Genomic DNA, 24,057 nt, shown 5'->3' with positions numbered 1-24,057 from the left:
TAAAGCTGATCCACTCCAAAAAAATCTGTTAGCTGCGCCTCTGTCCGTTTTGTTCTTGTTATGTCAGAGCCGTTACGTCTTGTTCTTATTGGTTTGCCGCTTCGTTTCTTGTTTTTGTTGTACAAGAGAGATAGCAGAAGCTGTGCCAACTTTCTAAAGTGCTTTTAAATCATAAGCTTACGATTATTGGCATCGCTCATGCGGGCCTGACGCCGTTAAAAATGTTTCCGTGTTACCCGTTCGAAGCGTGGTTCACGAGGCTGCGGTAACACATCCTGTTTCCTTTGCTGAATGAGACAGGGTGGTGCGCCGCAGATCTCCTGCGTCTATACGACGATCGTATCGATGTGTGTGTGGGGCGCGTACGCAAACCGTTCTGAAAGGTACAGGCAGGGTCGGGCAAGACGTTTTTAGGTGGGCGTTGTCGCTGATGGCTCGTTGTTGTCGTTTCCCGTTGCCCCGGTGTCGCAGACAGAGCATGTCTGCTTGCGCAGCAAGTCGATGATCAAGGTGGCGTTGCGGTGCGTGTCACTGCGCGTGGCAGCGATCAAAACGTGCAGGGCGCAGCGTGCCCCAAAGCCGGGCGTGGGTGCGGTCTTGAAAACAACGTTAACCAGTGCCGACAACCGTCGGTGCAGACTTCCGGGGAAGCGACAATGATGATGCGAAAAATACTGGGGGCGGGTGCCGCTCTGGTGCTTGCTGTCAGCTCCACGCTGGCGATTGCTGAAACCAAGACCCTGACCATCGGCTATGTGGAAGGCTGGTCCGACAGCGTCGCCACCACCTTCGTGGCTTCCGAAGTGATCAAGCAGAAGCTTGGCTACGACGTCAAACTGCAATCGGTCGCGGCCGGGATCATGTGGCAGGCCGTGGCCACCGACAAGCTCGACCTGATGTTGTCTGCCTGGCTTCCGGGCACCCACGGCGAGTACTACACCAAGTACAAGGATCAGGTCGTCAACTACGGGCCCAACTTCAAGGACGCCAAGATCGGCCTGATCGTGCCTGAATACGTGAAAGCCAAGACCATCGAAGACCTCAAGACCGATGCTTCCTTCAACAAGAAGATCACCGGGATCGATGCAGGTTCAGGGGTCATGCTCAAGACGGACCAGGCCATCAAGGACTACGGTCTGGACGGCTACAAACTGCAGGCGAGTTCCGGAGCAGGCATGATTGCCGAACTGACTCGTGCGGAGAAAGCGCAGAAAGCCATTGTCGTCACCGGCTGGGTACCGCACTGGATGTTCGCCAAGTGGAAACTGCGTTTCCTGGAAGACCCTAAAGGCGTTTACGGTGCAGCTGAAACCGTCGACAACGTCGCCAGCCTTGGCCTGGAGAAAAAAGCCCCCGAGGTCGTGGCCTTCCTGAAAAAATTCCAGTGGGCATCCAAGGATGAAATCGGAGAGGTGATGCTGGCGATTCAGGACGGTGCCAAACCTGAAGCTGCAGCCAAGGACTGGGTAGCCAAGCACCCGGATCGGGTAGCCGCATGGACCGCTAAATAGTTCTACAGCCCTCTGCAAAAGCCGTTTCAAGGCCGTCTGGTGCCATCGCCAGACGGCCTTTGGCGTTTCTGGATCACGGTATTTTCTGCACAGGCTGACTGATGGCGGACCTGTGCCGTGCAAAGAGGTTCATGTGCGGCTAATGTCGTTCTAATACTAAGGTCGTCTGGAGTGCGCGCAGGACCCGACTAAAGTGCGTTACGTGACATCTCATCTGTGCTGCGAGGACAAAAACAATGAACGACAGCATTTACCTCTCGATTCAAAACAGCCCGCGTTTCAAGGAGCTGGTATCCAAAAGAGAGCGGTTCGCCTGGATTCTCTCGGCGATCATGCTTGGCCTGTATGCGGCCTTTATTCTTTTGATTGCGTACGGACCCCATATTCTGGGGGCCAAGTTGAGTCCGACTTCAACCATTACCTGGGGAATGCCGATAGGCGTAGGGCTTATCCTCTCCGCGTTTGTGCTGACCGCCATCTATGTTCGCCGTGCCAATGGCGAATTCGATGACCTGAACAACGCCATCCTGAAGGAGGCTCAGCAATGATCCGGCGCCTATCAGCAGCACTTGGCCTGGCCACATTCGCGCCGACTCTCTGGGCGGCAGACGCATTGACGGGCGCCGTGCAGAAGCAACCCCTGAACATCGCCGCGATTATCATGTTCGTGGTATTTGTCGCCTTCACGCTGTACATCACTTACTGGGCGTCGAAAAAGAACAAGACCGCATCGGACTACTACTCGGCAGGCGGCAAGATCACCGGCTTCCAGAACGGTCTGGCAATTGCCGGTGATTACATGTCGGCAGCGTCCTTTCTGGGTATTTCCGCACTGGTCTACACCTCCGGTTACGACGGCCTGATCTACTCGATCGGCTTCCTGGTGGGCTGGCCGATCATTCTGTTCCTGATCGCCGAACGCTTGCGCAACCTGGGTAAATACACGTTTGCCGACGTTGCGTCGTATCGCCTCAAGCAAAAAGAGATTCGCACCTTGTCCGCCTGCGGCTCGCTGGTGGTAGTGGCGTTCTACCTGATTGCGCAAATGGTCGGTGCCGGCAAGCTGATCCAGCTGCTGTTCGGTCTGGACTACACGGTTGCGGTGGTACTGGTCGGTATCCTGATGTGCCTTTACGTATTGTTCGGCGGCATGCTGGCCACTACCTGGGTGCAGATCATCAAGGCGGTCATGTTGCTGTCCGGTGCGTCGTTCATGGCCCTGATGGTCATGAAGCACGTTAACTTCGACTTCAACATGCTGTTCTCCGAGGCGATCAAGGTTCACCCTAAAGGTGAAGCGATCATGAGCCCTGGCGGTCTGGTGAAAGACCCGATTTCAGCGTTCTCGCTGGGTCTGGCGCTGATGTTCGGTACTGCTGGCCTGCCGCACATTCTGATGCGCTTCTTCACCGTGAGCGATGCCAAGGAAGCCCGCAAGTCTGTGCTGTACGCGACCGGCTTCATCGGCTACTTCTACATCCTGACCTTCATCATCGGTTTTGGCGCGATCCTGCTGGTCAGCACCAACCCGGCGTTCAAGGATGCAGCGGGTGCCTTGCTGGGCGGTAACAACATGGCAGCGGTTCACCTGGCCGATGCGGTCGGTGGCAGTCTGTTCCTGGGCTTCATCTCTGCAGTCGCCTTCGCCACCATTCTGGCAGTGGTTGCCGGTCTGACCCTGGCAGGTGCTTCGGCGGTCTCCCATGACCTGTATGCCAGTGTGATCAAGGCGGGCAAGGCCAACGAGAAAGACGAGATCCGTATCTCGAAAATCACCACCATTGCGCTGGCAGTCGTGGCGATCCTTCTGGGTATTGCCTTCGAAAGTCAGAACATCGCGTTCATGGTGGGCCTGGCGTTCTCGGTCGCTGCAAGCTGCAACTTCCCGATCCTGCTGCTTTCCATGTACTGGAAAAACCTGACCACCCGTGGCGCCATGATTGGCGGCTGGATGGGCCTGATCAGCGCCGTGGTGCTGATGATCCTGGGGCCAACCATCTGGGTGCAGATCCTGCATCACGAGAAAGCCATTTTCCCTTACGAATACCCGGCGCTGTTTTCTATCGCCATCGCCTTCGTAGGTATCTGGTTCTTCTCCATCACCGACAAGTCGAAAGCGGCAGAGGGCGAGCGCGCCTTGTTCTACCCGCAGTTCGTCCGGTCACAAACAGGCCTGGGTGCCAGCGGTGCGGTTTCGCACTAAGTGCTGAGGCAGTGAACGAAGCAGCCTTCGGGCTGCTTTTTCATGGGCCATAAAAAAGCCCCGCCTGAAGAGGCGGGGCCTTTGCCTGCTGCTTGAAGCAACAGGTTATATCTTGCCGAGCAATACCAGAATCAGCAGGATCACCAGGATAGTACCGATGATGCCCGACGGACCGTAGCCCCAGCTGCGCGAGTGCGGGAATACCGGCAGACCGCCAACCAGCAACAGAATCAGAACGATGATAAGAATAGTGCCGATGCCCATGATGAGTTCCCTCTTTCATTTAAGTTAGTTAACAGATGCAGTAAAAACTTTCATACCTAACGGTATTGAATTTGCCTGCTTGACTCATCCGACTGCGGTCGCTCAAGAAAGGTTTCATCTATTTTTAATAATTTCTTACATATCTAAAAAATCATTAAAATCATGGGCTTGATGTGTTTTTGTCGGACAATAATTCGGTCCAAGTTGACAGGAAATGCCTAAAATAGTCTTAAAAATAATTGAACTAAACGACGTGAAAAATCTCGGCTGATTTGCACAGGTGACCTGATTGAAGTCCAGCAGAGGGTACGCAGATGTTTTATCGAGTGGCGGCAGATGCCGTGGTCGCGTTTCATCTACTGTTCATCGTATTCGTCCTGTTCGGCGGTCTGCTGGTAGTGAGCAGGCCGTGGCTGGCATTACTGCACGTTCCGGCAGTTGCGTGGGGGGCTGCGGTCGAGTTTCTGCACCTCTATTGCCCGCTGACACCGCTGGAAAACTCACTGCGCAGCACAGCCGGTGAGCAGGGATATGACGGCGGCTTCGTCGAGCATTACCTGATTCCGCTGATCTACCCGGCCCGGCTTACGCCGGGCATACAGCTGTGGCTGGGGGGCATAGTGCTGTTGGTCAATGTGTCGGTGTACGGCCTGTTATTGATGCGTTTCGTATCACGCGTGCGGCATTCATAAGCTGCGGGTTTGCTCCAGGCATTCAGCGCCTTGATGGTGGGGTTATAGGGCCCCGGCTGTGATTACACTCAGGCAACTCCTGCACATCACAAGGCACTCGGCTATGCAAAACCGCATCATGATTACTGGCGCCGGCTCAGGTCTGGGTCGTGAAATTGCACTGCGCTGGGCGCGCGAAGGCTGGCGGCTGGCGCTGTCTGACATCAACGATGCCGGTCTGCAGGAGACCCTGACGCTGGTGCACGCGGCGGGTGGTGAAGGGTTCGTTCAGCGTTGCGATGTTCGCGATTACAGTCAGCTCACGGCGTTTGCTCAGGCATGTGAAGAGCGACTGGGCGGCATCGACATCATCGTCAACAACGCTGGCGTGGCGTCGGGTGGCTTCTTTAACGAGCTGTCACTGGAAGACTGGGACTGGCAGATCGCAATCAACCTGATGGGCGTCGTCAAAGGCTGCAAGGCGTTTTTGCCTATGTTGCAGGCCAGCAAAGGCAAAATCATCAACATTGCGTCGATGGCCGCGCTGATGCAGGCCCCGGCCATGAGCAATTACAACGTCGCCAAGGCAGGGGTTGTAGCGCTTTCCGAAAGCCTGTTGGTTGAACTGCATGATCAGGGCGTCGGCGTGCATGTGGTCTGCCCGTCGTTCTTTCAGACCAACCTGCTGGATTCGTTTCGAGGCCCGACACCTGCCATGAAAGCGCAGATCGGCAGACTGCTGGAAAAGTCACCGATCACTGCCGCAGATATTGCCGACTACATCTTCAGGCAGGTAGCCGAAGGCGAGTTCATGATCCTGCCCCACGAAGAAGGCCGAATGGCCTGGGACCTGAAGCGCAAACAGCCACAGGCGATGTATGACGAAATGACCGTCATGTGCGCAAAGATGCGCGCCAAGGCGCAGAAAGGGCACGCCTGAAGCCGCCCAGAAGCGGACGCGAGCATCTCACTATCGTGTGACGCTCCCATGCTGGAGCGTACGGAACGATATGACTATCGTGCGACGCTCCGCGTCGCATGCCGTTCTGGACGCTCTGCGTCCTCTTGAGCGACGTGTTCAAGGTCATCAAGGTCATGACCGCGCTGTTTTCTGATAGGGTTACGCCCCTCTTTTAAGCCCCTTTCAGCGAGTCCATCGTGCTCAATTACCTGTGGTTCTTTCTCGCAGCCCTGTTCGAGATATTTGGCTGCTATGCCTTCTGGCTATGGCAGCGCCAAGGCAAAAGCGCGCTGTGGGTCATTCCGGCACTCATCAGCCTGACACTGTTCGCGCTGTTGCTGACACGTGTGGAAGCGGCCTATGCGGGACGAGCCTACGCGGCGTATGGCGGGATTTACATCGTAGCGTCGATTGCCTGGTTGGGGCTGGTCGAGCGGGTCAGGCCGCTGGGCACGGACTGGCTGGGGCTGGCTTTCTGCGTGATCGGCGCCACCATCATCCTGCTGGGGCCCCGCTGGTCTGCTGCATGAAAAACTGCAGCTGCCAAGGATATTTCCTACAGATTTAGCTAGAAAGTAAGACCCTTCCTTCAGTCTTTTCCGATGCGTTTGAAGGGCGTTACTGATTTGCCATCAGCGCATTGAAGCGCTCGGTTTCGCGATGCACCCTGCCTTTTTGCGCAACGAGAAGGGTGGGAAAAATGCTGGTACTGACGCGGGAAATTGGTGAAACGTTTTCAATCGGTGATGACATCACCGTGCAGATTCTGGGTATCAACGGCAATCAGGTGAGGCTCGGGATCAACGCCCCGAAAGACATCAAGGTTCACCGAGCCGAGGTCTACAAGCGCATCGCCAACAAACTTTCGCAACAAGCGACAACGCCGCTTCAATAGGCGACGTTGTTCGCCTCATTGAAAACCCGATTCAGGCCCGCCCAAGGTTATTCAAAAAACTCCTTGGGCACATCGTGCTTGAGCATCAACTGACATTGCTGGCTCTCGAGATCAAAAAAGATCACCGCCTGGCCTTTGGTCAGCGCATGTCGCACGCGCAGTACACGGGTTTGCAGGGGCGTCTCGTCGCCATTGTCAGTGCCCTCACGCGTGACGAAATCCTCGATCAGGCGGGTGAGGGTGTCGGGTTCCAGTTGGTCGTAGGGGATCAGCATGGCGGTTCTCGTGTCGATGAGCAGCGATGATAGAACTGCGGTGCCAGGCACCGCAATTCACAGGCCCTCAACTTTCCTCGCGATTCTGCCCGATCAGGCTGTCGACCGGTGGCACACGGGTGTCGGATTCCATCTGCGCATCATGTTCGATCTGATGGCTGAACCGCTCCAGTGAACTCTGGGCCGGTTTGGCATCGCTGGCGAACACAGGTGGGCTCAATATGTAAGCACCCAGCAGTTTGCTCAGCGCCGCCAGACTATCGATGTGCGTACGCTCATACCCGTGAGTTGCGTCGCAGCCGAAGGCCAGCAGGGCAGTGCGAATGTCGTGCCCCGAAGTCACTGCCGAATGCGCATCACTGTAGTAATAGCGAAACAGGTCACGGCGTACCGGTAGCTCATTCTCCACGCCCAGACGCAGCAAGTGGCGGGACAGATGGTAGTCGTACGGACCGCCCGAGTCCTGCATCGCCACGCTCACCGCGTGCTCACTGGAGTGCTGTCCCGGTGCAACCGGCGCAATGTCGATACCGACGAACTCGCTTACGTCCCAGGGCAATACGCCTGCTGCGCCCGTACCGGTTTCTTCGGTGATGGTGAACAGTGGGTGGCAATCGATCAACGGCTCGGCACCGCTGTCGACAATGGATTTCAGCGCTGCAAGCAGCGCCGCGACACCGGCCTTGTCATCCAGATGGCGTGCGCTGATGTGGCCGCTTTCGGTGAACTCCGGCAGCGGGTCGAACGCCACGAAGTCGCCGATGCCGATGCCCAGCGATTCGCAGTCGGCACGTGTAGTGCAGTAGGCGTCCAGACGCAGCTCGACGTGATCCCAACTGATCGGCATCTCATCCACGGCGGTGTTGAACGCATGACCGGACGCCATCAACGGCAGGACGCTGCCACGAATCACACCCGTGTCGGTGAATACACTGACCCGGCTACCTTCGGCAAACCGGCTTGACCAGCAACCGACTGCCGCCAGCGCCAGGCGGCCATTGTCTTTGACTTCCCGAACACTGGCACCGATGGTGTCCAGGTGCGCTGATACTGCACGGTCAGGGCTGTTCTGCTTGCCCTTGAGCGTGGCGCGGATCGTGCCGCGGCGGGTCAGCTCGAACGGGATGCCCAGTTCTTCAAGACGCTCGGCCACGTAACGCACGATGGTGTCGGTAAAACCGGTCGGACTTGGAATCGCGAGCATTTCCAACAGAACTTTCTGCAGGTATTTCAGATCCGGATCGGGGATATTTGCAGGGGTCATGGATGCTCCTTATGGAACAGTTGCAAGCCACAGGCTGCAAGGGCTGATAGCCCTTTTGCAGCCTGTGTCCGCAACTGCGATCAGATATGCACAGGCAGGCTGTGCGGAAACAACAGATCGACGAAACGTTCGGCGGTGGGTTGCGGTTCGTGGTTGGCAAGGCCCACGCGTTCATTGGCTTCGATGAACACGTACTCGGGCTGATCGGCGGCCGGCACCATCAGGTCCAGGCCGACGACCGGGATGTCCAGCGCCCGCGCTGCACGTACTGCTGCATCGCTGAGCACCGGGTGCAGAATGGCCGTGACATCTTCCAGGCAGCCGCCGGTGTGCAGGTTTGCAGCGCGGCGCACGGCCAGACGCTGATCCATTGGCAGGATATCGGCATAGTCAAAGCCGGCCTCGCGCACTGTGCGCTCGGTCTCCTGGTCCATCGGAATACGGCTTTCGCCATCGGTCGCGGCGGCGCGGCGACGGCTCTGTGCCTCGATCAACTGTTTGATGGTATGGCGGCCATCACCAATGACCTCAGCCGGACGACGGATCGCTGCAGCCACCACCTGAAAGCCGATCACCACGATGCGCAGATCGAGGCCTTCATGAAAGCTTTCCAGAATGACGCGCGTGTCGAACTGACGGGCCTGCTCGATAGCGCTCTGAACGTCTTCAATGGTCCGTAGATCGACGGCAACGCCCTGGCCTTGCTCGCCATCCAGCGGCTTGACCACGATTTGCCCGTGCTCTTCAAGAAACGCCAGGTTGTCGTCCGCACTGCCTGCCCGCTGCTGCGCGGGCAAGCGCAGACCGGCAGCCTTCAACGCACGATGGGTCAGGCTCTTGTCCTGACACAGGGTCATGCTCACTGCGCTGGTCAGATCGCTCAACGACTCGCGGCATCGGATACGCCGACCGCCGTAGCTGAGGGTAAACAGGCCGGCATCGGCGTCATCCACCTGCACGTCAATACCACGACGATGGGCTTCCTCGACGATGATTCGCGCATATGGATTGAAGTCCGCCTGCGGGCCAGGGCCGAGAAACAATGACTCGTTGATGCCGTTCTTGCGCTTGATGGCGAAGGTCGGCAGGTTGCGGAAATTCAGCTTGGCGTACAGCGCCTTGGCCTGATCGTTGTCATGCAGCACCGACAGGTCGAGGTAGCTCAGACCGCGGCTCATGAAGTGCTCGATCAAATGCCGCACCAGCACTTCACCCACGCCGGGGCGTGTGCATTGCGGGTCAACCGCCAGGCACCAGAGGCTGCTGCCTTTTTCCGGGTCATTGAAGGCTTTCTGATGATCAAGGCCCATGACGCTGCCGATGATCGTGTTGCTGCCCTCATCTTCGGCCACCCAATACACCGGCCCACCTTCATGGCGCGGGGTCAGCAGCTCGGGGTCGATTGGCAACATGCCGCGCGCCAGATACAGGTTGTTGATGGCCTGCCAGTCGTTTTCATTGTGCGCACGGCGGATGCGGTAGCCGCGAAACACACGGTGCGCCGGGCGGTAATCGCTGAACCACAGACGCAACGTGTCCGACGGATCGAGAAACAACTGTTGCGGCGACTGCGCCAACACCTGTTGCGGCGCTGCCACGTACAGGGCGATGTCGCGCTCGCCGGGTTTTTCGTTGAGCAGGTCCTGAGCCAGCGCGGCCGGATCAGGGTAGGTGTGACCGATCAGCAAGCGTCCCCAGCCACAATGCAGCGCCAGAGGGTCTGCATCTATCTGGCTGCCGTCTTCAGCGAGTCGTGCCTGCAGGCGTTCGTACGAGGGCGACTGGCCGCGCAACAGGCGCTGGCTATAAGTCGTCGCGTTCTGTTTCATCGATCACAGTCCCTGTTCGCTGAGCCACAGGTTCAGCGCTGCCAGTTGCCACAGCTTGGAGCCGCGCAATGGCGTGAGCTGGCCCTCGGGGTTGGTCAGCAGCTTGTCGACCATGGCAGGGTTGAACAGGCCGCGGTCCTGACTGGAGTCGGTCAGCAGTTCGCGCACCCAATTAAGCGTGTCGCCCTGCAAGTGTTTGAGGCCAGGGACCGGGAAGTAGCCTTTTTTGCGGTCGATCACTTCCGAAGGAATGACCAGACGCGCAGCTTCTTTCAGCACCTGTTTGCCACCGTCGGGCAGCTTGAATTTACCCGGGATGCGAGCCGACAGTTCAACCAGACGGTAGTCAAGGAACGGCGTACGCGCTTCCAGGCCCCAGGCCATGGTCATGTTGTCGACACGCTTGACCGGGTCATCGACCAGCATCACCGTACTGTCCAGGCGCAAGGCCTTGTCGACCGCGGCGCTGGCACCGGGCTGGGCAAAGTGATCGCGAACGAAATCACCGGCTGCGTCGTTGGCTGTGCGCCACTTCGGCTGCACCGTCTCGGCGTATTCGGCGTAGCTGCGGTCGACAAACGCATCGCGGTAGGCTGCAACCGGGTCGCTCGCGCCGTCCACTTGCGGGTACCAGTGGTAACCGGCGAATAGTTCGTCAGCGCCCTGGCCGCTCTGTACCACCTTGCAATGCTTGGACACTTCACGCGACAGCAGGTAGAAGGCGATGCAATCGTGGCTGACCATCGGCTCGCTCATGGCGCGGAACGCCGCAGGCAACTGCTCGATGATCTCGCTTTCCTGAATACGCAGCTGGTGGTGGCGTGTGCCGTAATGCTTGGCGATCAGGTCGGAATACTGAAATTCGTCGCCACGCTCGCCACCGGCATCCTGAAAGCCGATAGAGAAGGTCGACAGGTCTTCGACCCCCACTTCCCGCAACAGGCCGACCAGCATGCTGGAGTCGACACCGCCGGAAAGCAGCACGCCGACATCCACCGCAGCGCGCTGACGGATCGCCACCGCTTCACGGGTACTGTCCAGTACGCGGTCGCGCCAGTCTTCGAGCGTGAGGTTTTTCTCGTCTTCATGTGGACCGTAAGGCAGGGTCCACCAGACTTTCTGCTCGACCTTGCCGCTGGCGTCGATGCGCATCCAGCTGGCTGGCGGCAACTTCTCGACGCCCGCCAACAGCGTGCGCGGTGCAGGCACCACGGCGTGGAAGTTGAGGTAATGGTTGAGCGCCACTGGATCAAGCATTCCGCTGATATCACCACCCTTGAGCAGGGCTGGCAGCGAAGACGCGAAGCGCAGGCGCTTGTCGGTTTTCGACAGGTACAACGGCTTTACGCCGAGACGGTCACGGGCGATGAACAACTGCTTGCTGTCACGCTCCCAGATGGCAAAGGCGAACATGCCATTGAGCTTGGGCAGCATGTCTGCGCCCCAGGCGTGATAGCCCTTGAGCAACACCTCGGTGTCGCCACCGGAATGGAACTGATAGCCAAGGCTTTCCAACTCGGCACGCAATTCCGGGAAGTTGTAAATCGCACCGTTGAAGGCCATGGACAAGCCCAGATGACTGTCGATCATGGGCTGCGCCGAGCCATCCGACAGGTCCATGATTTTCAGACGGCGATGACCAAGGGCAACCGGCCCCTGGCTGTGAAACCCCCACGCATCCGGGCCGCGAGGCGCCAGCTCATGGGTAATGCGTTCAACAGCGGCCAGGTCCGCTGGTTGATGGTCAAAACGAAGTTCACCTGCTAATCCGCACATAAGTCCTTACCGGGTTTCCGTTGGGGAGGTGACTGAGAAAGTGCAGTCACCCAGAAACTGACCCAGTGAGGGCATGGTAGTTTTAGATCAAAAAGTTATAAGAGTTTGTTTTCAGCGGGTTTGGCTGCATTGGCTGGCTCCCTCGTCGAGCCAGGCAACCACAGGCTAGTCTTCGCGAAATAAGTTGTGAAGGAATAAAAAAGATAACTCTGGGTGCCTTTTTTGTATTGTCTTAACATGCGCCCAGGGTTATATTTTTTAAGTCGAATGACTGGAGGTGGGGGTGCAGAGCAGGCAATTGATAAAGGAGCTTGAAGCAGATGGATGGATTCTGGATCGTGTTTCAGGCAGTCACCATATGTTCAAGCATCCTGAAAAACTTCAGACAGTCCCCGTGCCGGATCCCAAGAAAGACTTGCCATTCGGAACGGTGCGGGCCATCAAAAAGCTTGCCGGGCTGGTTTAGTCCAGTTTTGCCCTGATACCCTTTTGGAGAAAAAAATGAAATATCCAATGTGCATAGAATGGGGAAGCGAAACCACGGCGTTTGGTATCCAGATTCCCGATATCCCAGGTGCCGTAACCGCAGGCGATACGTTCGAGGAAGCCCACGCCGCGGCGGTGGAGATTGCTCATATCATGCTTCAGGAAATAGCAGCTGGTGGTGGAACCATACCCAAGGCCGGCACTGTTGCTCAGCACGCCAGGAATGCCGATTTCGCCGGAATGGGCTGGGGCATGATCGAGATTGACGTAACGCCTTATCTTGGTAAGACGGAGAAGGTCAACGTCACACTGCCTGGTTTCGTGATCAAGCAGATCGATCGCTATGTACGGGATCACAGCATCAAGAGTCGTTCCACCTTCCTGGCCGACGCGGCGCTGGAAAAACTGGGCCGGGCATGACGGCTAATCGGAGTGCTCAATACCCGGTCATCTCCAGATACCCCACGCCTTCCTGACTCCCGCTGAACCTCACCGGCCCCTCCCAGTAGGGAATGCTCACGCCCATCCAGGCGGCCGGGTTCAGCGCATCGGTGGTGATGTCCAGGTTTTTGCCGGGGACCCTGACTCTCCAGCGGGTGGGCACTTTATGCTCGCCGATCAATGTTTCTTTCAGTGGCTCCAGGCTGATCTCATTGGCGTGCAGCATCCGGGTGGTGCCATCGGCGCTGATCCAGTTGCCGGTCAGGTAGGGTGTACCTTCCTTGTGGCGGATGCGGTAAAGCATCAAGCGGTCGCCGCCTGCCAGTTGCAGCGAGAACCAGTCCCAGCCGCTCTGGTTGGCGGTCAGTGGCTGGCTGCTCCACTCCCGGTCCAGCCAGGCATTACCGGTGACCTGATAGGTTTTTCCTTCAATTACCACACTGCCTTTGGCGTCGAAGAAAGGCTGGCTGTAGTAGTACGACGCCTGGCCCGCTTCCGATTTCTGGCTGTAGCCTTGTTCGCCCTGCAACACCAGCGGCTTGCTGGAGGTCAGATTCAGGTCGTAGCGGAAGTCCTTGCCGCTGGCCTTGAGTTGCATCGATGCGAGCGGGTCTCCGGTTTGAGCAGTGCTGGTGAATGCCCAATCGTCGATCCACGCCGAGAAGGGCACCGACGTCACGTTTGCCTGGCCGACTCCACCCCGTGCGTAACGCTCTGCCACGTAATGGCCGCTGCTCGATGTGGCTGCTGCATGGCCCAGCCAGATCGTGCCGTCATTCCAGCCGCTGCCAGTCTGTTGGCCGGGGCGCAGGGCATTGCGAAACAACGTCCACTGCACGCCGAACTGCTGGCCCGCGTCATCCTTGAGGGTGGCGGTGATGTACCACCACTCGATACGAAAGCCGGGGTGCTGGCCGTGGTCCTGCGGGAATGAAAAGACCTTGCCCGGCGTCACCTGCGCATAGCTGTCGGCCGTATTGCCCAGACCGGCGAAACCGCTTTCAGGTTGCGGTTTGTCGTCGCAGGCGGTGAGCAGCGCTGCGACGACCAGCGGCATCAGCCATTTACTGTTCATTGGCGAATGTCCTGATTAGATCCGCTGGACGGCTGCGATACAACTTCAGCAGCGGCCAGGCCGAGGCCAGCAAAGTCGCCAGCATCGCCAGTGCCATCAAGTGCAGCAGTTGCAGCGGGAACACCTGCAGCGGCAGGCGCCAGCCAAAGGCGCGAACGTTGATCACCGCATCCAGGCACCAGGCCAGCAGCAGCCCCAGTGGCAGCGCGAGCACCAGTGTCAGGACCGCCAGCAGCCAGGTCTGTCCCAGGTTGAGCAGCATCAGTTGCCGTCGCGTGACACCCAGCGCCCACAATGGGGCGAGCTGCCCGAGGCGGCTCTGGCTCTGGGTCAGCAGGCTGATGAACAGCGCCACGCCAGCCACGCCCAGTGTCAGGCTGTTGAGTGCGGCAGTGGCGGCAAATGTACGTTCAAAGACCTGGCTCGACCACCCCTTGAGCTGGCTCTGATCAATGATGTGATTATCGTCCAGCTTGAAACGCTCTTGCAGCCGGGTGACCAGTGAGGGGATTGCCGCCTGATCGACTCTCAGGTTGAAACGCACCGGCATCGATTGCGGCCAGTGAGCGAGCAGGTGCCGGGAGTTGACCAGCAGATGGCCCTTGGGGTTGCCATAGTCGGCATAGATCCCGACGATGCGCGGGGTCCACTTGCCATTGGGCACCGGGATGTTCAGCGTATCTTCCAGCCCCAGTTGAAGGCGGCGGGCCAATTGTTCGCTGAGCATGACTGTGTCTTCATCGCGCAACAGATTCCACGGATCACCGGCGACGGATTCCAGTAACGCCCAGTGCTGGCGATAGGTGTCGTGATCGATCACGCCAAACAGGTCCGCTGACCAGCCCTGAACTTGCACCGGCACTTGCCAGTTGGGCAGCACGGCGCCGATATCCTGTTGCTGGCTCAGCCAGGTGTTCAGCGGCTCGGCCTGCTCCGGATTCTGCGGGCTGACATACAGTTCGGCGGTCAGGCGTTGCTCCAGCCAACTGTTGAATGTTTGCCGAAAACCCGAGGTCATGCTGCCTGCGCCGATATTCGCGGCCATCGCCAGCAGCAGGGCCATCAGCGCCAGACTCAGGGCGGGCAACTGTTGACGGCAATCCGCCAGAAACCACTGCCCGAGCACCGAGCGGCTGCGCGTCAACAGACCGCCAAGCATGGTGTCCAGCAAAACCGGCAGGGCCAGCGCGGCACTGAGCAGTAGGGCGGACATCATCACAAACCCCAGCATCAGACTGGTGCCGAATAACAGCGCGCTCACGCCCACCAACGCGCCCAGCACCGCCACCCACGCCTGACGCCGCAACCAGCGTGCATGGGCTTGCTGCCATGCCTGTGCATCGGCCAACGCCAGCAACGGCAGGCGCGCAGCCCGCAACAGGCTGTTGGCACCGGCCAGCAACGCACCAAGCAGACTCAGGCCGATACCGCTCAGCCACCACCACAGACTGAGGTTCAACTGGCCGGCGACCTCCGCGCCGTACAAGCCGCGCAGGCTGGCCGCGACATCCGGCAATAACAGGCTGGCCAGCAGATAGCCGCTGACCACGCCAAAAATACCGCCTAACAGCGCCAGTGCCCCAAGTTCTACGCCCAGCGCAGCGATCAACAGACGTGCACTGACGCCACAGGCACGCAGGTTGCGCAGCAGGCCACGGCGCTGTTCAAGGGCCAGGCCAATGGCCGCGTGGACAATGAACAGGCCAACGATAAAGGACAGCACCCCGAGCGCATTCAGATTCAGGTGGAAGCTTTCGGTGAGGCGCTCCAGATTGTTTTCTTCGCCGCTTTTCTTGATCACCAGCAGGTCATTCAGGGCTGCCGGTAGCGCAGGGTTCTGCCGGGCAAAATCCTTGGCCAGCAGCATTCCGGACAATTGCCCCGGCTGGCCCAGCAACGGTTGCGCAAAGCCTATGTCAGTCAGTAAAACGCCGGGCGCCATGTCGGGTTTGGCGTGCAAGGGGGGCAGCGGAACACCGGTTTCGGTCAACGGCTGCTGGCCTTCTTCGAGCCCCAGCGCTTGCAGGGTCTGCGGCGCAATCCAGGTCATGCCCGGCGGCGTGAGGAAGTCCACGACCTGTTCGGCGTTCAGCGTCTGCCCGGCCAGTGGCGAGCCGGTCGGCAAAGTCACCGGCTCGATACCCATCAGTTGCAGGCGACGGTCTTCGCGCCCTTGAAGCACGATACGGCCTTGCAGCATGGGCGATACGGGCCAGCCTTCGCGGCGCAACTCGATAAACAATGCTTGTGGGAACAGCCCGCCGCTGCTGGCGGCGATACGGGTCTGCGGCTCGCCGCCAATCAGCTGGCTGGCGCGCTGGTAGCTTTCCCGCGCCTGGCTATTGAGCGCCTGCACACCGGTAAGCAGCGCGGTGGCCAGCCACAAGCCGGTCAGCACACTGAAAAACTGCACCGGATGACGGCGCCAATGGCTCAGCAGGGCGCGCAGGGTCCAGTAGAAAACCCGCATCAGCGCTCGCCTTCGACAGCCAGACGTCCGAGATGCAGTACCACTTTGCGCCCCAGTCGGTCAGCGACCCGCGGGCTGTGGGTGACCATCAACAGGCTGGTAGGGCTGTCGGCGAGCACATCCAGCAGCAGTTGCAGCACTTCGTCGCTGGTGGTCTCGTCGAGATTGCCGGTGGGCTCGTCAGCCAGCAGCAGGCCGGGTCGAGAAGCGAGGGCGCGGCCTATCGCCACTCGTTGCTGCTGTCCGCCGGAGAGCTGTTCGGGATAGCGATTCAGCAGCGTGCCCAGACCCAGACGCTCGATCAGGTGCGCCTGCCAGAGCGCATCGAATCGCCCGGCCAGTCGTGCCTGGAACGCCAGATTGTCAGCTATTTTCAGGCTGCCGATCAGGTTGAACTGCTGAAACACCAGGCCGATTTCGGTCCGCCGCCAGTTCGCCAGCTGGCTTTCGTTCATCAGGTCCAGGCGTTGGCCGGCAATCTCGATGCTGCCCTCATCGACCTGATCAAGGCCCGCCACCAGATGCAGCAAGGTGCTTTTGCCACTGCCGGATTCGCCCATCAACGCCAGGCTTGCGCCCTGTGTCAGATGCAGATCGACACCACGCAAGACATCCAGCGGTCCCTGTGCCGTGGTGTAGCGCTTGAATACGTTTCGCACTTGCAGCATGAGCGGCCCAATCGTTCTGACAGAAACTCAAGAGTAACGCCTGAGCGCAAGCGCGTCGCGACCAGATATCAGCTATCGTGCGACGCTCCGCGTCGTCATGCCGTTCAGGACGCTCTGCGTCCTCTTTGCTACGCAGAGCGTCGCGACCAGCATTCCCGAACGACAATCATAAAGCTACTTCCCGCCGCCGCGAATCAACCCGCGCAGGGCAAACCGATTGGGGTGACAGGCTTCGGCAACGCTACGCGGCAAGGGCAGGGGTTCGTTATCAAGCCAGGCGGCGATCAGTTCGCCACACAGCGGCGCGGTGATAAGCCCGCGGGAACCATGGCCGCTGTTGACGTACAGGCCGTCCAGCCACGGGCAGGCGATGTCCGGCACCTGACGTGCGTCCTTGCCCAGCGCGGCATAGGTCTGCATGAACGCCTTGCGGTCGGCCAGCGGACCGACGATGGGCAGGTAATCCGGGCTGGTACAGCGAAAGGCTGCGCGACCCTGCAATTGCTCGGGCGACAAATCGGCGGTCTCGAGGCGCGAAGTGAGGTCTTCCGAGATCTCCCGCAACAGCCCCAGATTGTCCAGATGATCGGCCAGGTTGGGGGTCAGATCAGTACTGTTAAAATCGAAACTGGCCCCCAGCGTATGTTCGCCAAGACGCGCCGGAGCCACATAACCCTCGGCGCACACCACGCTGCGCAATGCCGTGCTGGCCTGAGTCTGCGGCAAACGGGTGATCTGCCCGCGGATGCGTTTGAGCGGTAAGTCGGCGCTCTGCGAAAACTGCTGTATATCAGCTGCCCCGGCCAGCACCACGACCGGAGCACTGTCGATCAACTGTTCGTCACTCCAGACCTGCCACTGATCATCGACGCGTCTCAGCTCCAATGCCTGCTGATGAGCGATCAGACGGATATTGGCGTGCGCGGCCTGTGCGTGACACAGCGCAGGCGGATGAACCCAGCCGCCCTCGGGGTAAAACAGCCCGCCACTGTTCAGCGCAACGCCGCTCTGCGCTTCGGCCGCAGGCTGGTCCAGCAGGTGCAGGAGTGATTCGGGGAAGGCATCGGCCAGTTGTTTCTGGCGTTGTGCCTCCTTGTCGTCGAAGGTCAGTTGCAGCACGCCGCAAGCGTCCCAGTCGACTCCGCGCTGCAAGCGTTCAAGCAGCCTTCGCGCATGACCGAAACCACTGAGGATCAACTGTGACAGCGCTGTACCGTGCGCCGACAGTTTCAGGTACAGCACGCCCTGCGGATTGCCCGAGGCTTCCTGCGCCGGTGCGGCATGACGCTCCAGCAGGCTGACCTGCCAACCCCGCTGTGCCAGGCTCTGCGCCGTGGCGCAGCCTGCCAGCCCTGCGCCGATCACCAGCGCCTTGCGCTCGCCGCTAATCGGAGCGGGGCGGGCGAACCAGGGTTTGGCGGCAGGAGAGGGTGCAGCATCTTCAGGCCAGGCGATAAACGCGCCGCGCAGCACTTCCCATTTATGGCCGATGCCCGGCACCCGCTTCATTTTGAAGCCTGCTGCGTTCAGCGAGCGCCGCACCCAGCCGGTGCTGGTAAACGTGCCTATCGTGGCGCTCGGTGCAGACAGGCGCGCCAGTTCGGCAAACAGTTCGGGTGTCCACATTTCCGGGTTTTTCGCTGGCGCAAACCCGTCGAGAAACCACGCATCAATCTGCCCGTCCAGCTGCGGCAGCATCTGCAGCGCGTCACCAATCAGCAGGGTCAGGGTCACGCGGCCGTCATCGAATACCAGACGCTGAAAGCCTTCATGCACAGCCACATATTGATCGAGCAACTGCCGAGCGAACCTTGACAGCTCCGGCCACAATGCCAGCGCGCGTTGCAGGTCGGCGCGGCTCAACGGGTATTTCTCGACGCTGACGAACTGCAGGCGCGCATTGGCGGGCGCGCACTCGTCGAACAACTGCCAGGCACAGAGAAAATTCAGCCCTGTGCCGAAGCCGGTTTCACCAATGATCAGCCTGCCGTCGTCCGGCAATTCGGTGAAGCGTCGGCGCAGGTCGTTCTGGACCAGAAACACATGGCGCGTCTCGTCCAGACCGGACTCGGTGGAAAAGTAGACATCGGAGAAATCGCGGGAACGCGGGTTGCCTTGTTCGTCCCAGTCTATCCGGGCGTGGCGGGTAATGGTCATGTCAGGCTCAGCGGTGGCAGTGGGCGCATTTTAGCCGTGTGCGAGGATAAAAGTGCGATCACTGCTGCGCGGATTGACCGATGCCTGCAATCGGTGGTCAGAATGCTCACTGAGGGTTGTCCACCGGGCGTTCTCTGAGCCATCCCCAATCAGGAGTTGTGCATGTTTGAATCCGCTGAAATCGGTCATGCCATTGACGACGAGACCTACGAAGCTGCTTTGCCCGAGTTGCGCGAAGCCTTGCTGGAAGCGCAGATAGACCTGCACGAGCAGGCCGGTCGGCAGATCATCGTGCTGATCAACGGCATAGAGGGCGCAGGCAAGGGCGAGACCGTCAAACTGCTCAGCGAATGGATGGACCCGCGCCTGATCGAGGTACGCACCTTCGATCAGCAGACCGACGAAGAGCTGGCCCATCCACCCGCCTGGCGTTACTGGCGACAACTGCCTGCCAAGGGGCGCATGGGAATCTTCTTTGGTAACTGGTATAGCCAGATGTTGCAGGGCAGGGTCCACGGGCGTTTCAAGGACGCGGTGCTCGATCAGGCCATCAGCGGTGCCGAGCGCCTGGAAAAGATGCTCTGTGACGAAGGCGCGCTGATCTTCAAATTCTGGTTCCACCTGTCCAAGAAGCAGATGAAGCTGCGCCTCAAAACCCTCAAGGATGATCCGCTGCACAGCTGGCGCATCAGCCCGCTGGACTGGCAACAGTCCAAGACCTACGACAAGTTCGTGCGCTTCGGTGAGCGGGTGTTGCGTCGCACCAGCCGCGAATATGCGCCCTGGCATGTGATCGAAGGCGTGGACGCCAACTACCGCAGCCTGACGGTCGGCCGTCTGCTGCTGGAAGGCATGCAGGCCGCGCTGAACAAGGTCGAGCCCGAGCCCGCTGCGCTCACCGTTGGCCCGTTGGCGATCCATGACAATGAGTTGACTCTGCTGGACAGCCTCGACCTGAGCCTGCACCTGAGCAAGGACGACTACCAACAGCAGCTCATCACCGAGCAGGCTCGCCTGTCCGGCAACATGCGCGATAAACGCATGAAAAGCCATGCACTGGTGGCTGTGTTCGAAGGCAACGACGCGGCAGGCAAGGGCGGCGCGATACGTCGTGTTGCAGCGGCGCTCGACCCGCGTCAGTACGCTATCGTACCGATTGCTGCGCCGACTCAGGATGAACGCGCTCAGCCGTATTTGTGGCGTTTCTGGCGGCAGATACCGGCGCGCGGCAAATTCACTATTTTTGACCGCTCGTGGTACGGCCGGGTGTTGGTCGAGCGGGTCGAGGGCTTTTGCAGCGAGTCCGACTGGAAGCGCGCTTACGCCGAAATCAATGACTTCGAAGAGCAGCTCACGGACGCAGGCATTGTGGTGGTCAAATTCTGGCTGGCCATCGATCAGCAGACCCAGCTGGAACGTTTTCAAGAGCGCGAAAAGATCCCGTTCAAGCGTTACAAGATCACCGAAGACGACTGGCGCAACCGCAAGAAATGGCCGGATTACCGCCAGGCAGTGGGCGACATGGTGGATCGCACCAGTACCGAAATTGCGCCGTGGACACTGATCGAGGCCAACGACAAGCGCTGGGCGAGGGTCAAGGTGTTACGCACGATCAACGAGGCGCTGGAAAAGGCGTTCGGCAAAGACAAGAAGAAGTGATCGTCTGAACCGCGTGCCTGTCTGCATCGGCACTGGCGGGCGCAGCGGGGCATCATTTGCGAGGCGGGCGCGTTTTCTGCCTGATGATGTAAATGGTCACCAGCACCGCGCTGGTCAGCATGAAGGCTCGTGCCCAAGGCTGTGCGATCAGGTAGCACGACAGGCTGATGCTCAGCCACATCAGGCCGATTGCGTACACCTTGCCCTTGAGCGGGATGCCGTTGCCTTCAAGGTAGTCTCGAATCCATGGGCCAAGCCGCGGGTGGTCGACCAGCCAGTGGTAGAAACGTGTAGAGCTGCGGGCGAAGCAGGCGGTGGCCAGCAAGAGAAAGGGCGTGGTGGGCAGCACCGGCAGGAAAATACCGACGACGCCCAGTACCACGCTCAACCAGCCAACCGCTATCAGCAGATAGCGCACCGACCGGTGACGGCTGGTGCGCGGTGGGTCTTGCGCCATAGGCGCAGACTCAGTGGTGGCGGGGCTTGAGGATCGCCGGCTTTTCGTCCGGAGCCTGGCAGAGCAGGTACAGGGCGGTCAGTGCTTCGGGGATTTGCACGATCATGTCGTCCATCAGGTTGGCGTCCTGGGCAATGTCGGCGAACTCCGGCTGCTCATCGAACAGGCCCGAACCGACCATGATCGGCAGGAGCATTTCGCTGACTTCTTCCTCGGCACTTTCGAACCAGGCGTTTTCACGCAGGAACACGCCTTCCATGAAGCCGATGCACCAGCCACGCAGGTCCGAATCATCCGGATCGTCGCCCAGGTCGAGATCACACGGCAGTTCGAACTCTTCGTCCGACGCCAGCTGGCGGGCAATGTGTGCCTTGAGTGCGATCAGCGTGGCTTCGACTTCTGTCTGTTGCGCCTCGCTGCTGTACTGCGGCGGCTCGGAGAACAGCGCGTCGATCCACTCGCGCTCCGGCACGTCTTCGGCACAGATGGACAGGGCGGTCAGGTAGCCATGAGCGGCCACGTAGTCCAGTGCTTCTTCGTGCAGTTCATCTGCATCGAGGAAGACTTGCAGGCGGGTTAATTGCTCAGCGAAGGACATGGAAGCGCTACCTTGAAAATAAACGATGCTGGATTCTAGGCCCTGAGCGTCCTTGGCGCCAGCGCGCAGGCCAATTGCGGTTAATTTCGACCGCTCATGTCCGAGCCATCCATTGCTCTCGAGTGCTCGGGTATACTCCCCCGTTTTGCAGTGCAGCAGGATATTCCGGGGTTTTTATGCTTGAGCAGGCACAACGCGTACTTAAAGACATCTTCGGTTACGACAGCTTTCGTGGTCGCCAGGGTGCCATTATCGAGCGTGTAGCCAACGGTGGCGATGCACTGGTGCTGATGCCGACCGGTGGTGGCAAGTCCCTGTGTTTTCAGGTGCCGGGGCTGTTGCGTGAGGGGCTCTGTGTGGTCGTCTCGCCGCTTATCGCGCTGATGGACGATCAGGTTGCCACACTGGATGAACTGGGTGTGTCCGCTGCTGCACTCAACTCCACCCTCAGTGCCGAGCAACAGCGCGAACTGGCTAACCGCATTCGCCTGGGCGAAGTGAAAATGCTCTACCTCGCCCCGGAGCGCTTGGTTCAGCCGCGCATGCTGTCGTTCCTGCAAAACCTTCAAATCGCCCTGTTTGCCATCGATGAAGCGCACTGCGTATCGCAGTGGGGTCATGATTTCCGCCCTGAGTACCTGCAACTGGGGCAACTGGCCGAGCTGTTTCCGGATGTGCCGCGCATTGCGCTGACTGCCACCGCCGACAAGCGTACCCGCGAAGAAATCGTCACGCGCCTGCACCTGCAAAACGCCGAGCGCTTTCTGTCCAGCTTCGACCGGCCAAACATCTTCTATCGCATCGTGCCCAAGGAACAGCCGCGCAAACAGCTGCTGGCGTTCCTCTCCGAACGGCGCAGCGATGCCGGTATCGTCTACTGCCTGTCGCGCAAGAAAGTCGATGAAGTGGCCGTTTTTCTGAGCGAAAACGGCTATCCCGCGCTGCCGTATCACGCCGGGCTGCCATCGGAAACCCGTGCTGCCAACCAGAAACGCTTCCTTAATGAGGAAGGGCTGATCATGGTCGCGACCATCGCGTTCGGCATGGGCATCGACAAACCCAACGTGCGTTTTGTTGCGCACATGGACCTGCCCAAATCGCTCGAGGCCTACTATCAGGAAACCGGCCGGGCCGGGCGTGATGGCCTGCCTGCCGATGCCTGGATGGCCTACGGTCTGCAAGACGTGCTGATGCTCAAGCAGATGTTGCAGAACTCCGAAGGCGACGAGCGCCACAAGCGTCTGGAGCAGCACAAGCTCGACGCCATGCTCGCCCTGTGCGAAGAAACCCGTTGCCGTCGGCAGACCCTGCTGGCCTATTTCGACGAAGACATGCCCAACCCGTGTGGGCATTGCGACAATTGCGTCGATGGCGTGCAGACCTGGGATGCCACCGAACCTGCGCGTCAGGCGCTGTCGGCCATCTACCGTACCGGCCAGCGTTATGGCGTCGGTCATCTGGTCGATGTGCTGCTGGGCAAATCCAACGACAAGGTAGAAAGCTTCGGCCATCAGCACCTGTCGGTGTTCGGGGTGGGCAAGGCACGCACCGAGGCCGAATGGCGCTCGTTGTTCCGCCAACTGGTGGCGCGCGGGCTGGCAGACATCGACCTTGAAGGCTATGGCGGCCTGCGCCTGAGCGACACGTGCCGGCCTTTGCTGCGTGGTGAAGTTACTCTGGAACTGCGCCGCGACCTCAAGCCACAAACCACTTCAAAGAGCAGTTCCGGCAGCCCGGCGAGCCAACTGGTGCGCGGCGAAGAGCGCGAGCAGTGGGAAGCATTGCGTGCCTTGCGGCGCAAACTGGCCGAGGAACATGCCGTGCCGCCTTACGTCATTTTCCCGGACTCGACCCTGCTGGAAATGCTGCGCAGCAAACCCGGATCGATGGCCGAGATGGCCAGGGTGGGCGGCGTGGGCGCACGCAAGCTGGAGCGTTACGGCGAGGCCTTTCTTGAAGTACTCAGTGGCAAGGCCGAGGCACCACGGGTGGTGGCCGATGTACGCCACGAGCTGATCAGCCTGGCGCGTGCCGGCATGACCCCTACGCAGATTGCCGGTCAGTTGCAGTGCTCGGAAAAGAATGTCTACACCCTGTTGGCCGAGGCCATCGGCAAGCAGCAGCTGTCCATCGAGCAGGCACTGGACTTACCGGAAGACCTGTTGGGCGAGGTTCAGGATGCCTTTCTCGATGGCGAAGGAGAACTGCCACCGGTGTCGGCGATTGCCGAGCAATTTGCCGGGCGGGTGCCGGAGGGCGTTTTGTATTGCGTGCGAGCGGCGCTGCAATCGGAATTTGAGGTATAACAGCGTGCGACGAAACGTCACCGTCCCGCGCTTGCCTGAACATAAGGACCATGCTTAGCTCGCTAATAATTAGTTTGAATCATGAGTTTCC

The 24,057-nt window shown here is 59.5% G+C and carries 22 protein-coding genes; 11 read left to right on the top strand and 11 right to left on the bottom strand.

The window, feature by feature from the left end:
• The first annotated feature begins 656 nt into the window (after nt 1-656).
• The 3 genes from AO068_RS15545 (at nt 657) to AO068_RS15535 (ending at nt 3,714) form a co-directional block, all read left to right on the top strand.
• Nucleotides 657-1,511 (top strand): glycine betaine ABC transporter substrate-binding protein, encoded by an 855-nt coding sequence (locus AO068_RS15545; protein WP_002552551.1) that lies wholly within the window; start codon nt 657-659, stop codon nt 1,509-1,511.
• A 236-nt stretch (nt 1,512-1,747) separates the two neighbouring features.
• Nucleotides 1,748-2,059, top strand: a complete 312-nt coding sequence (locus tag AO068_RS15540) for a DUF485 domain-containing protein (RefSeq protein WP_002552552.1) — start codon at nt 1,748-1,750, stop codon at nt 2,057-2,059.
• Nucleotides 2,056-3,714, top strand: coding sequence for a cation acetate symporter (locus tag AO068_RS15535; RefSeq protein ID WP_058400151.1), 1,659 nt, complete (start codon nt 2,056-2,058; stop codon nt 3,712-3,714). Before AO068_RS15540 ends, AO068_RS15535 begins: the two co-directional genes overlap by 4 nt.
• Nucleotides 3,715-3,819: 105 nt before the next feature.
• Here the strand turns inward: AO068_RS15535 and AO068_RS26185 are convergent, their stop codons facing one another.
• Nucleotides 3,820-3,978, bottom strand: a complete 159-nt coding sequence (locus tag AO068_RS26185; RefSeq protein ID WP_002552554.1) for a DUF3309 family protein — start codon at nt 3,976-3,978, stop codon at nt 3,820-3,822.
• 314 nt (nt 3,979-4,292) lie between these two features.
• Between AO068_RS26185 and AO068_RS15530 the strand changes: the two genes are divergently transcribed.
• The 4 genes from AO068_RS15530 (at nt 4,293) to csrA (ending at nt 6,505) form a co-directional block, all read left to right on the top strand.
• On the top strand, nt 4,293-4,670 hold the full coding sequence (locus AO068_RS15530) for a DUF2784 domain-containing protein (RefSeq protein WP_058408818.1): 378 nt from the start codon (nt 4,293-4,295) through the stop codon (nt 4,668-4,670).
• Between the two features lie 103 nt (nt 4,671-4,773).
• Nucleotides 4,774-5,589, top strand: coding sequence for an SDR family oxidoreductase (locus AO068_RS15525; RefSeq protein ID WP_058408817.1), 816 nt, complete (start codon nt 4,774-4,776; stop codon nt 5,587-5,589).
• Nucleotides 5,590-5,807: 218 nt separating this feature from the next.
• Nucleotides 5,808-6,140: a YnfA family protein gene (locus tag AO068_RS15520; RefSeq protein ID WP_058408816.1), complete on the top strand. Its 333-nt coding sequence runs from the start codon at nt 5,808-5,810 to the stop codon at nt 6,138-6,140.
• A gap of 170 nt (nt 6,141-6,310) precedes the next feature.
• The gene (csrA, locus tag AO068_RS15515) at nt 6,311-6,505 is read left to right on the top strand and encodes a carbon storage regulator CsrA (RefSeq protein ID WP_002552557.1); all 195 of its coding nucleotides are present in this window, start codon (nt 6,311-6,313) and stop codon (nt 6,503-6,505) included.
• Nucleotides 6,506-6,552: 47 nt separating this feature from the next.
• On the opposite strand, the gene AO068_RS15510 is transcribed toward csrA, so the two are convergent.
• The 4 genes from AO068_RS15510 to AO068_RS15495 form a co-directional block, all read right to left on the bottom strand.
• Nucleotides 6,553-6,780, bottom strand: coding sequence for a YheU family protein (locus AO068_RS15510; RefSeq protein WP_003314533.1), 228 nt, complete (start codon nt 6,778-6,780; stop codon nt 6,553-6,555).
• 67 nt (nt 6,781-6,847) lie between these two features.
• Complete coding sequence (locus AO068_RS15505; protein ID WP_002552559.1) at nt 6,848-8,044, bottom strand: osmoprotectant NAGGN system M42 family peptidase; 1,197 nt, start codon at nt 8,042-8,044, stop codon at nt 6,848-6,850.
• Between the two features lie 80 nt (nt 8,045-8,124).
• Entirely contained in the window at nt 8,125-9,873 is a 1,749-nt protein-coding gene (ngg, locus tag AO068_RS15500; RefSeq protein ID WP_054071106.1) for an N-acetylglutaminylglutamine synthetase, read from the bottom strand.
• A 3-nt stretch (nt 9,874-9,876) separates the two neighbouring features.
• Entirely contained in the window at nt 9,877-11,649 is a 1,773-nt protein-coding gene (locus AO068_RS15495) for an N-acetylglutaminylglutamine amidotransferase (protein ID WP_044322414.1), read from the bottom strand.
• Between the two features lie 283 nt (nt 11,650-11,932).
• Here AO068_RS15495 and AO068_RS15490 point away from each other — a divergent pair, with 283 nt between their 5' ends.
• Nucleotides 11,933-12,115 carry a type II toxin-antitoxin system HicA family toxin gene (locus tag AO068_RS15490; RefSeq protein ID WP_058408815.1) on the top strand — a complete coding sequence of 61 codons (183 nt, stop codon included), beginning with the start codon at nt 11,933-11,935 and terminating at the stop codon, nt 12,113-12,115.
• 35 nt (nt 12,116-12,150) lie between these two features.
• Nucleotides 12,151-12,555 (top strand): type II toxin-antitoxin system HicB family antitoxin, encoded by a 405-nt coding sequence (locus AO068_RS15485; RefSeq protein ID WP_058400155.1) that lies wholly within the window; start codon nt 12,151-12,153, stop codon nt 12,553-12,555.
• 16 nt (nt 12,556-12,571) lie between these two features.
• Here the strand turns inward: AO068_RS15485 and AO068_RS15480 are convergent, their stop codons facing one another.
• The 4 genes from AO068_RS15480 to mnmC form a co-directional block, all read right to left on the bottom strand.
• Complete coding sequence (locus AO068_RS15480; RefSeq protein WP_058408814.1) at nt 12,572-13,651, bottom strand: lipocalin-like domain-containing protein; 1,080 nt, start codon at nt 13,649-13,651, stop codon at nt 12,572-12,574.
• Nucleotides 13,641-16,121 (bottom strand): ABC transporter permease, encoded by a 2,481-nt coding sequence (locus AO068_RS15475; RefSeq protein ID WP_058408813.1) that lies wholly within the window; start codon nt 16,119-16,121, stop codon nt 13,641-13,643. Before AO068_RS15475 ends, AO068_RS15480 begins: the two co-directional genes overlap by 11 nt.
• Complete coding sequence (locus AO068_RS15470) at nt 16,121-16,789, bottom strand: ABC transporter ATP-binding protein (protein ID WP_058408812.1); 669 nt, start codon at nt 16,787-16,789, stop codon at nt 16,121-16,123. The genes AO068_RS15475 and AO068_RS15470 overlap by 1 nt, the downstream gene beginning before the upstream one ends.
• 174 nt (nt 16,790-16,963) lie before the next feature.
• Nucleotides 16,964-18,946 (bottom strand): bifunctional tRNA (5-methylaminomethyl-2-thiouridine)(34)-methyltransferase MnmD/FAD-dependent 5-carboxymethylaminomethyl-2-thiouridine(34) oxidoreductase MnmC, encoded by a 1,983-nt coding sequence (gene mnmC / locus AO068_RS15465; protein WP_058408811.1) that lies wholly within the window; start codon nt 18,944-18,946, stop codon nt 16,964-16,966.
• 162 nt (nt 18,947-19,108) lie between these two features.
• Between mnmC and pap the strand changes: the two genes are divergently transcribed.
• Entirely contained in the window at nt 19,109-20,605 is a 1,497-nt protein-coding gene (pap, locus tag AO068_RS15460; protein ID WP_004664251.1) for a polyphosphate:AMP phosphotransferase, read from the top strand.
• A gap of 52 nt (nt 20,606-20,657) precedes the next feature.
• Here the strand turns inward: pap and AO068_RS15455 are convergent, their stop codons facing one another.
• Both AO068_RS15455 and AO068_RS15450 read right to left on the bottom strand, forming a co-directional pair.
• Nucleotides 20,658-21,062, bottom strand: coding sequence for a YbaN family protein (locus AO068_RS15455; protein WP_058408810.1), 405 nt, complete (start codon nt 21,060-21,062; stop codon nt 20,658-20,660).
• A 10-nt stretch (nt 21,063-21,072) separates the two neighbouring features.
• A complete protein-coding gene (locus tag AO068_RS15450) occupies nt 21,073-21,660 on the bottom strand; it encodes a UPF0149 family protein (protein WP_002552569.1) in 588 nt (195 codons plus the stop codon).
• Between the two features lie 176 nt (nt 21,661-21,836).
• Here AO068_RS15450 and recQ point away from each other — a divergent pair, with 176 nt between their 5' ends.
• The gene (gene recQ, locus AO068_RS15445; protein ID WP_005746239.1) at nt 21,837-23,966 is read left to right on the top strand and encodes a DNA helicase RecQ; all 2,130 of its coding nucleotides are present in this window, start codon (nt 21,837-21,839) and stop codon (nt 23,964-23,966) included.
• Nucleotides 23,967-24,057: the final 91 nt, after the last annotated feature.

It is taken from the genome of Pseudomonas sp. ICMP 3272 (assembly GCF_001466905.1).
In the GTDB taxonomy this organism is placed as follows: Bacteria; Pseudomonadota; Gammaproteobacteria; order Pseudomonadales; family Pseudomonadaceae; genus Aquipseudomonas; species Aquipseudomonas amygdali.
Note: the sequence above shows the minus strand (reverse complement) of the source record. Positions and strands in the feature narration are given on the sequence as shown.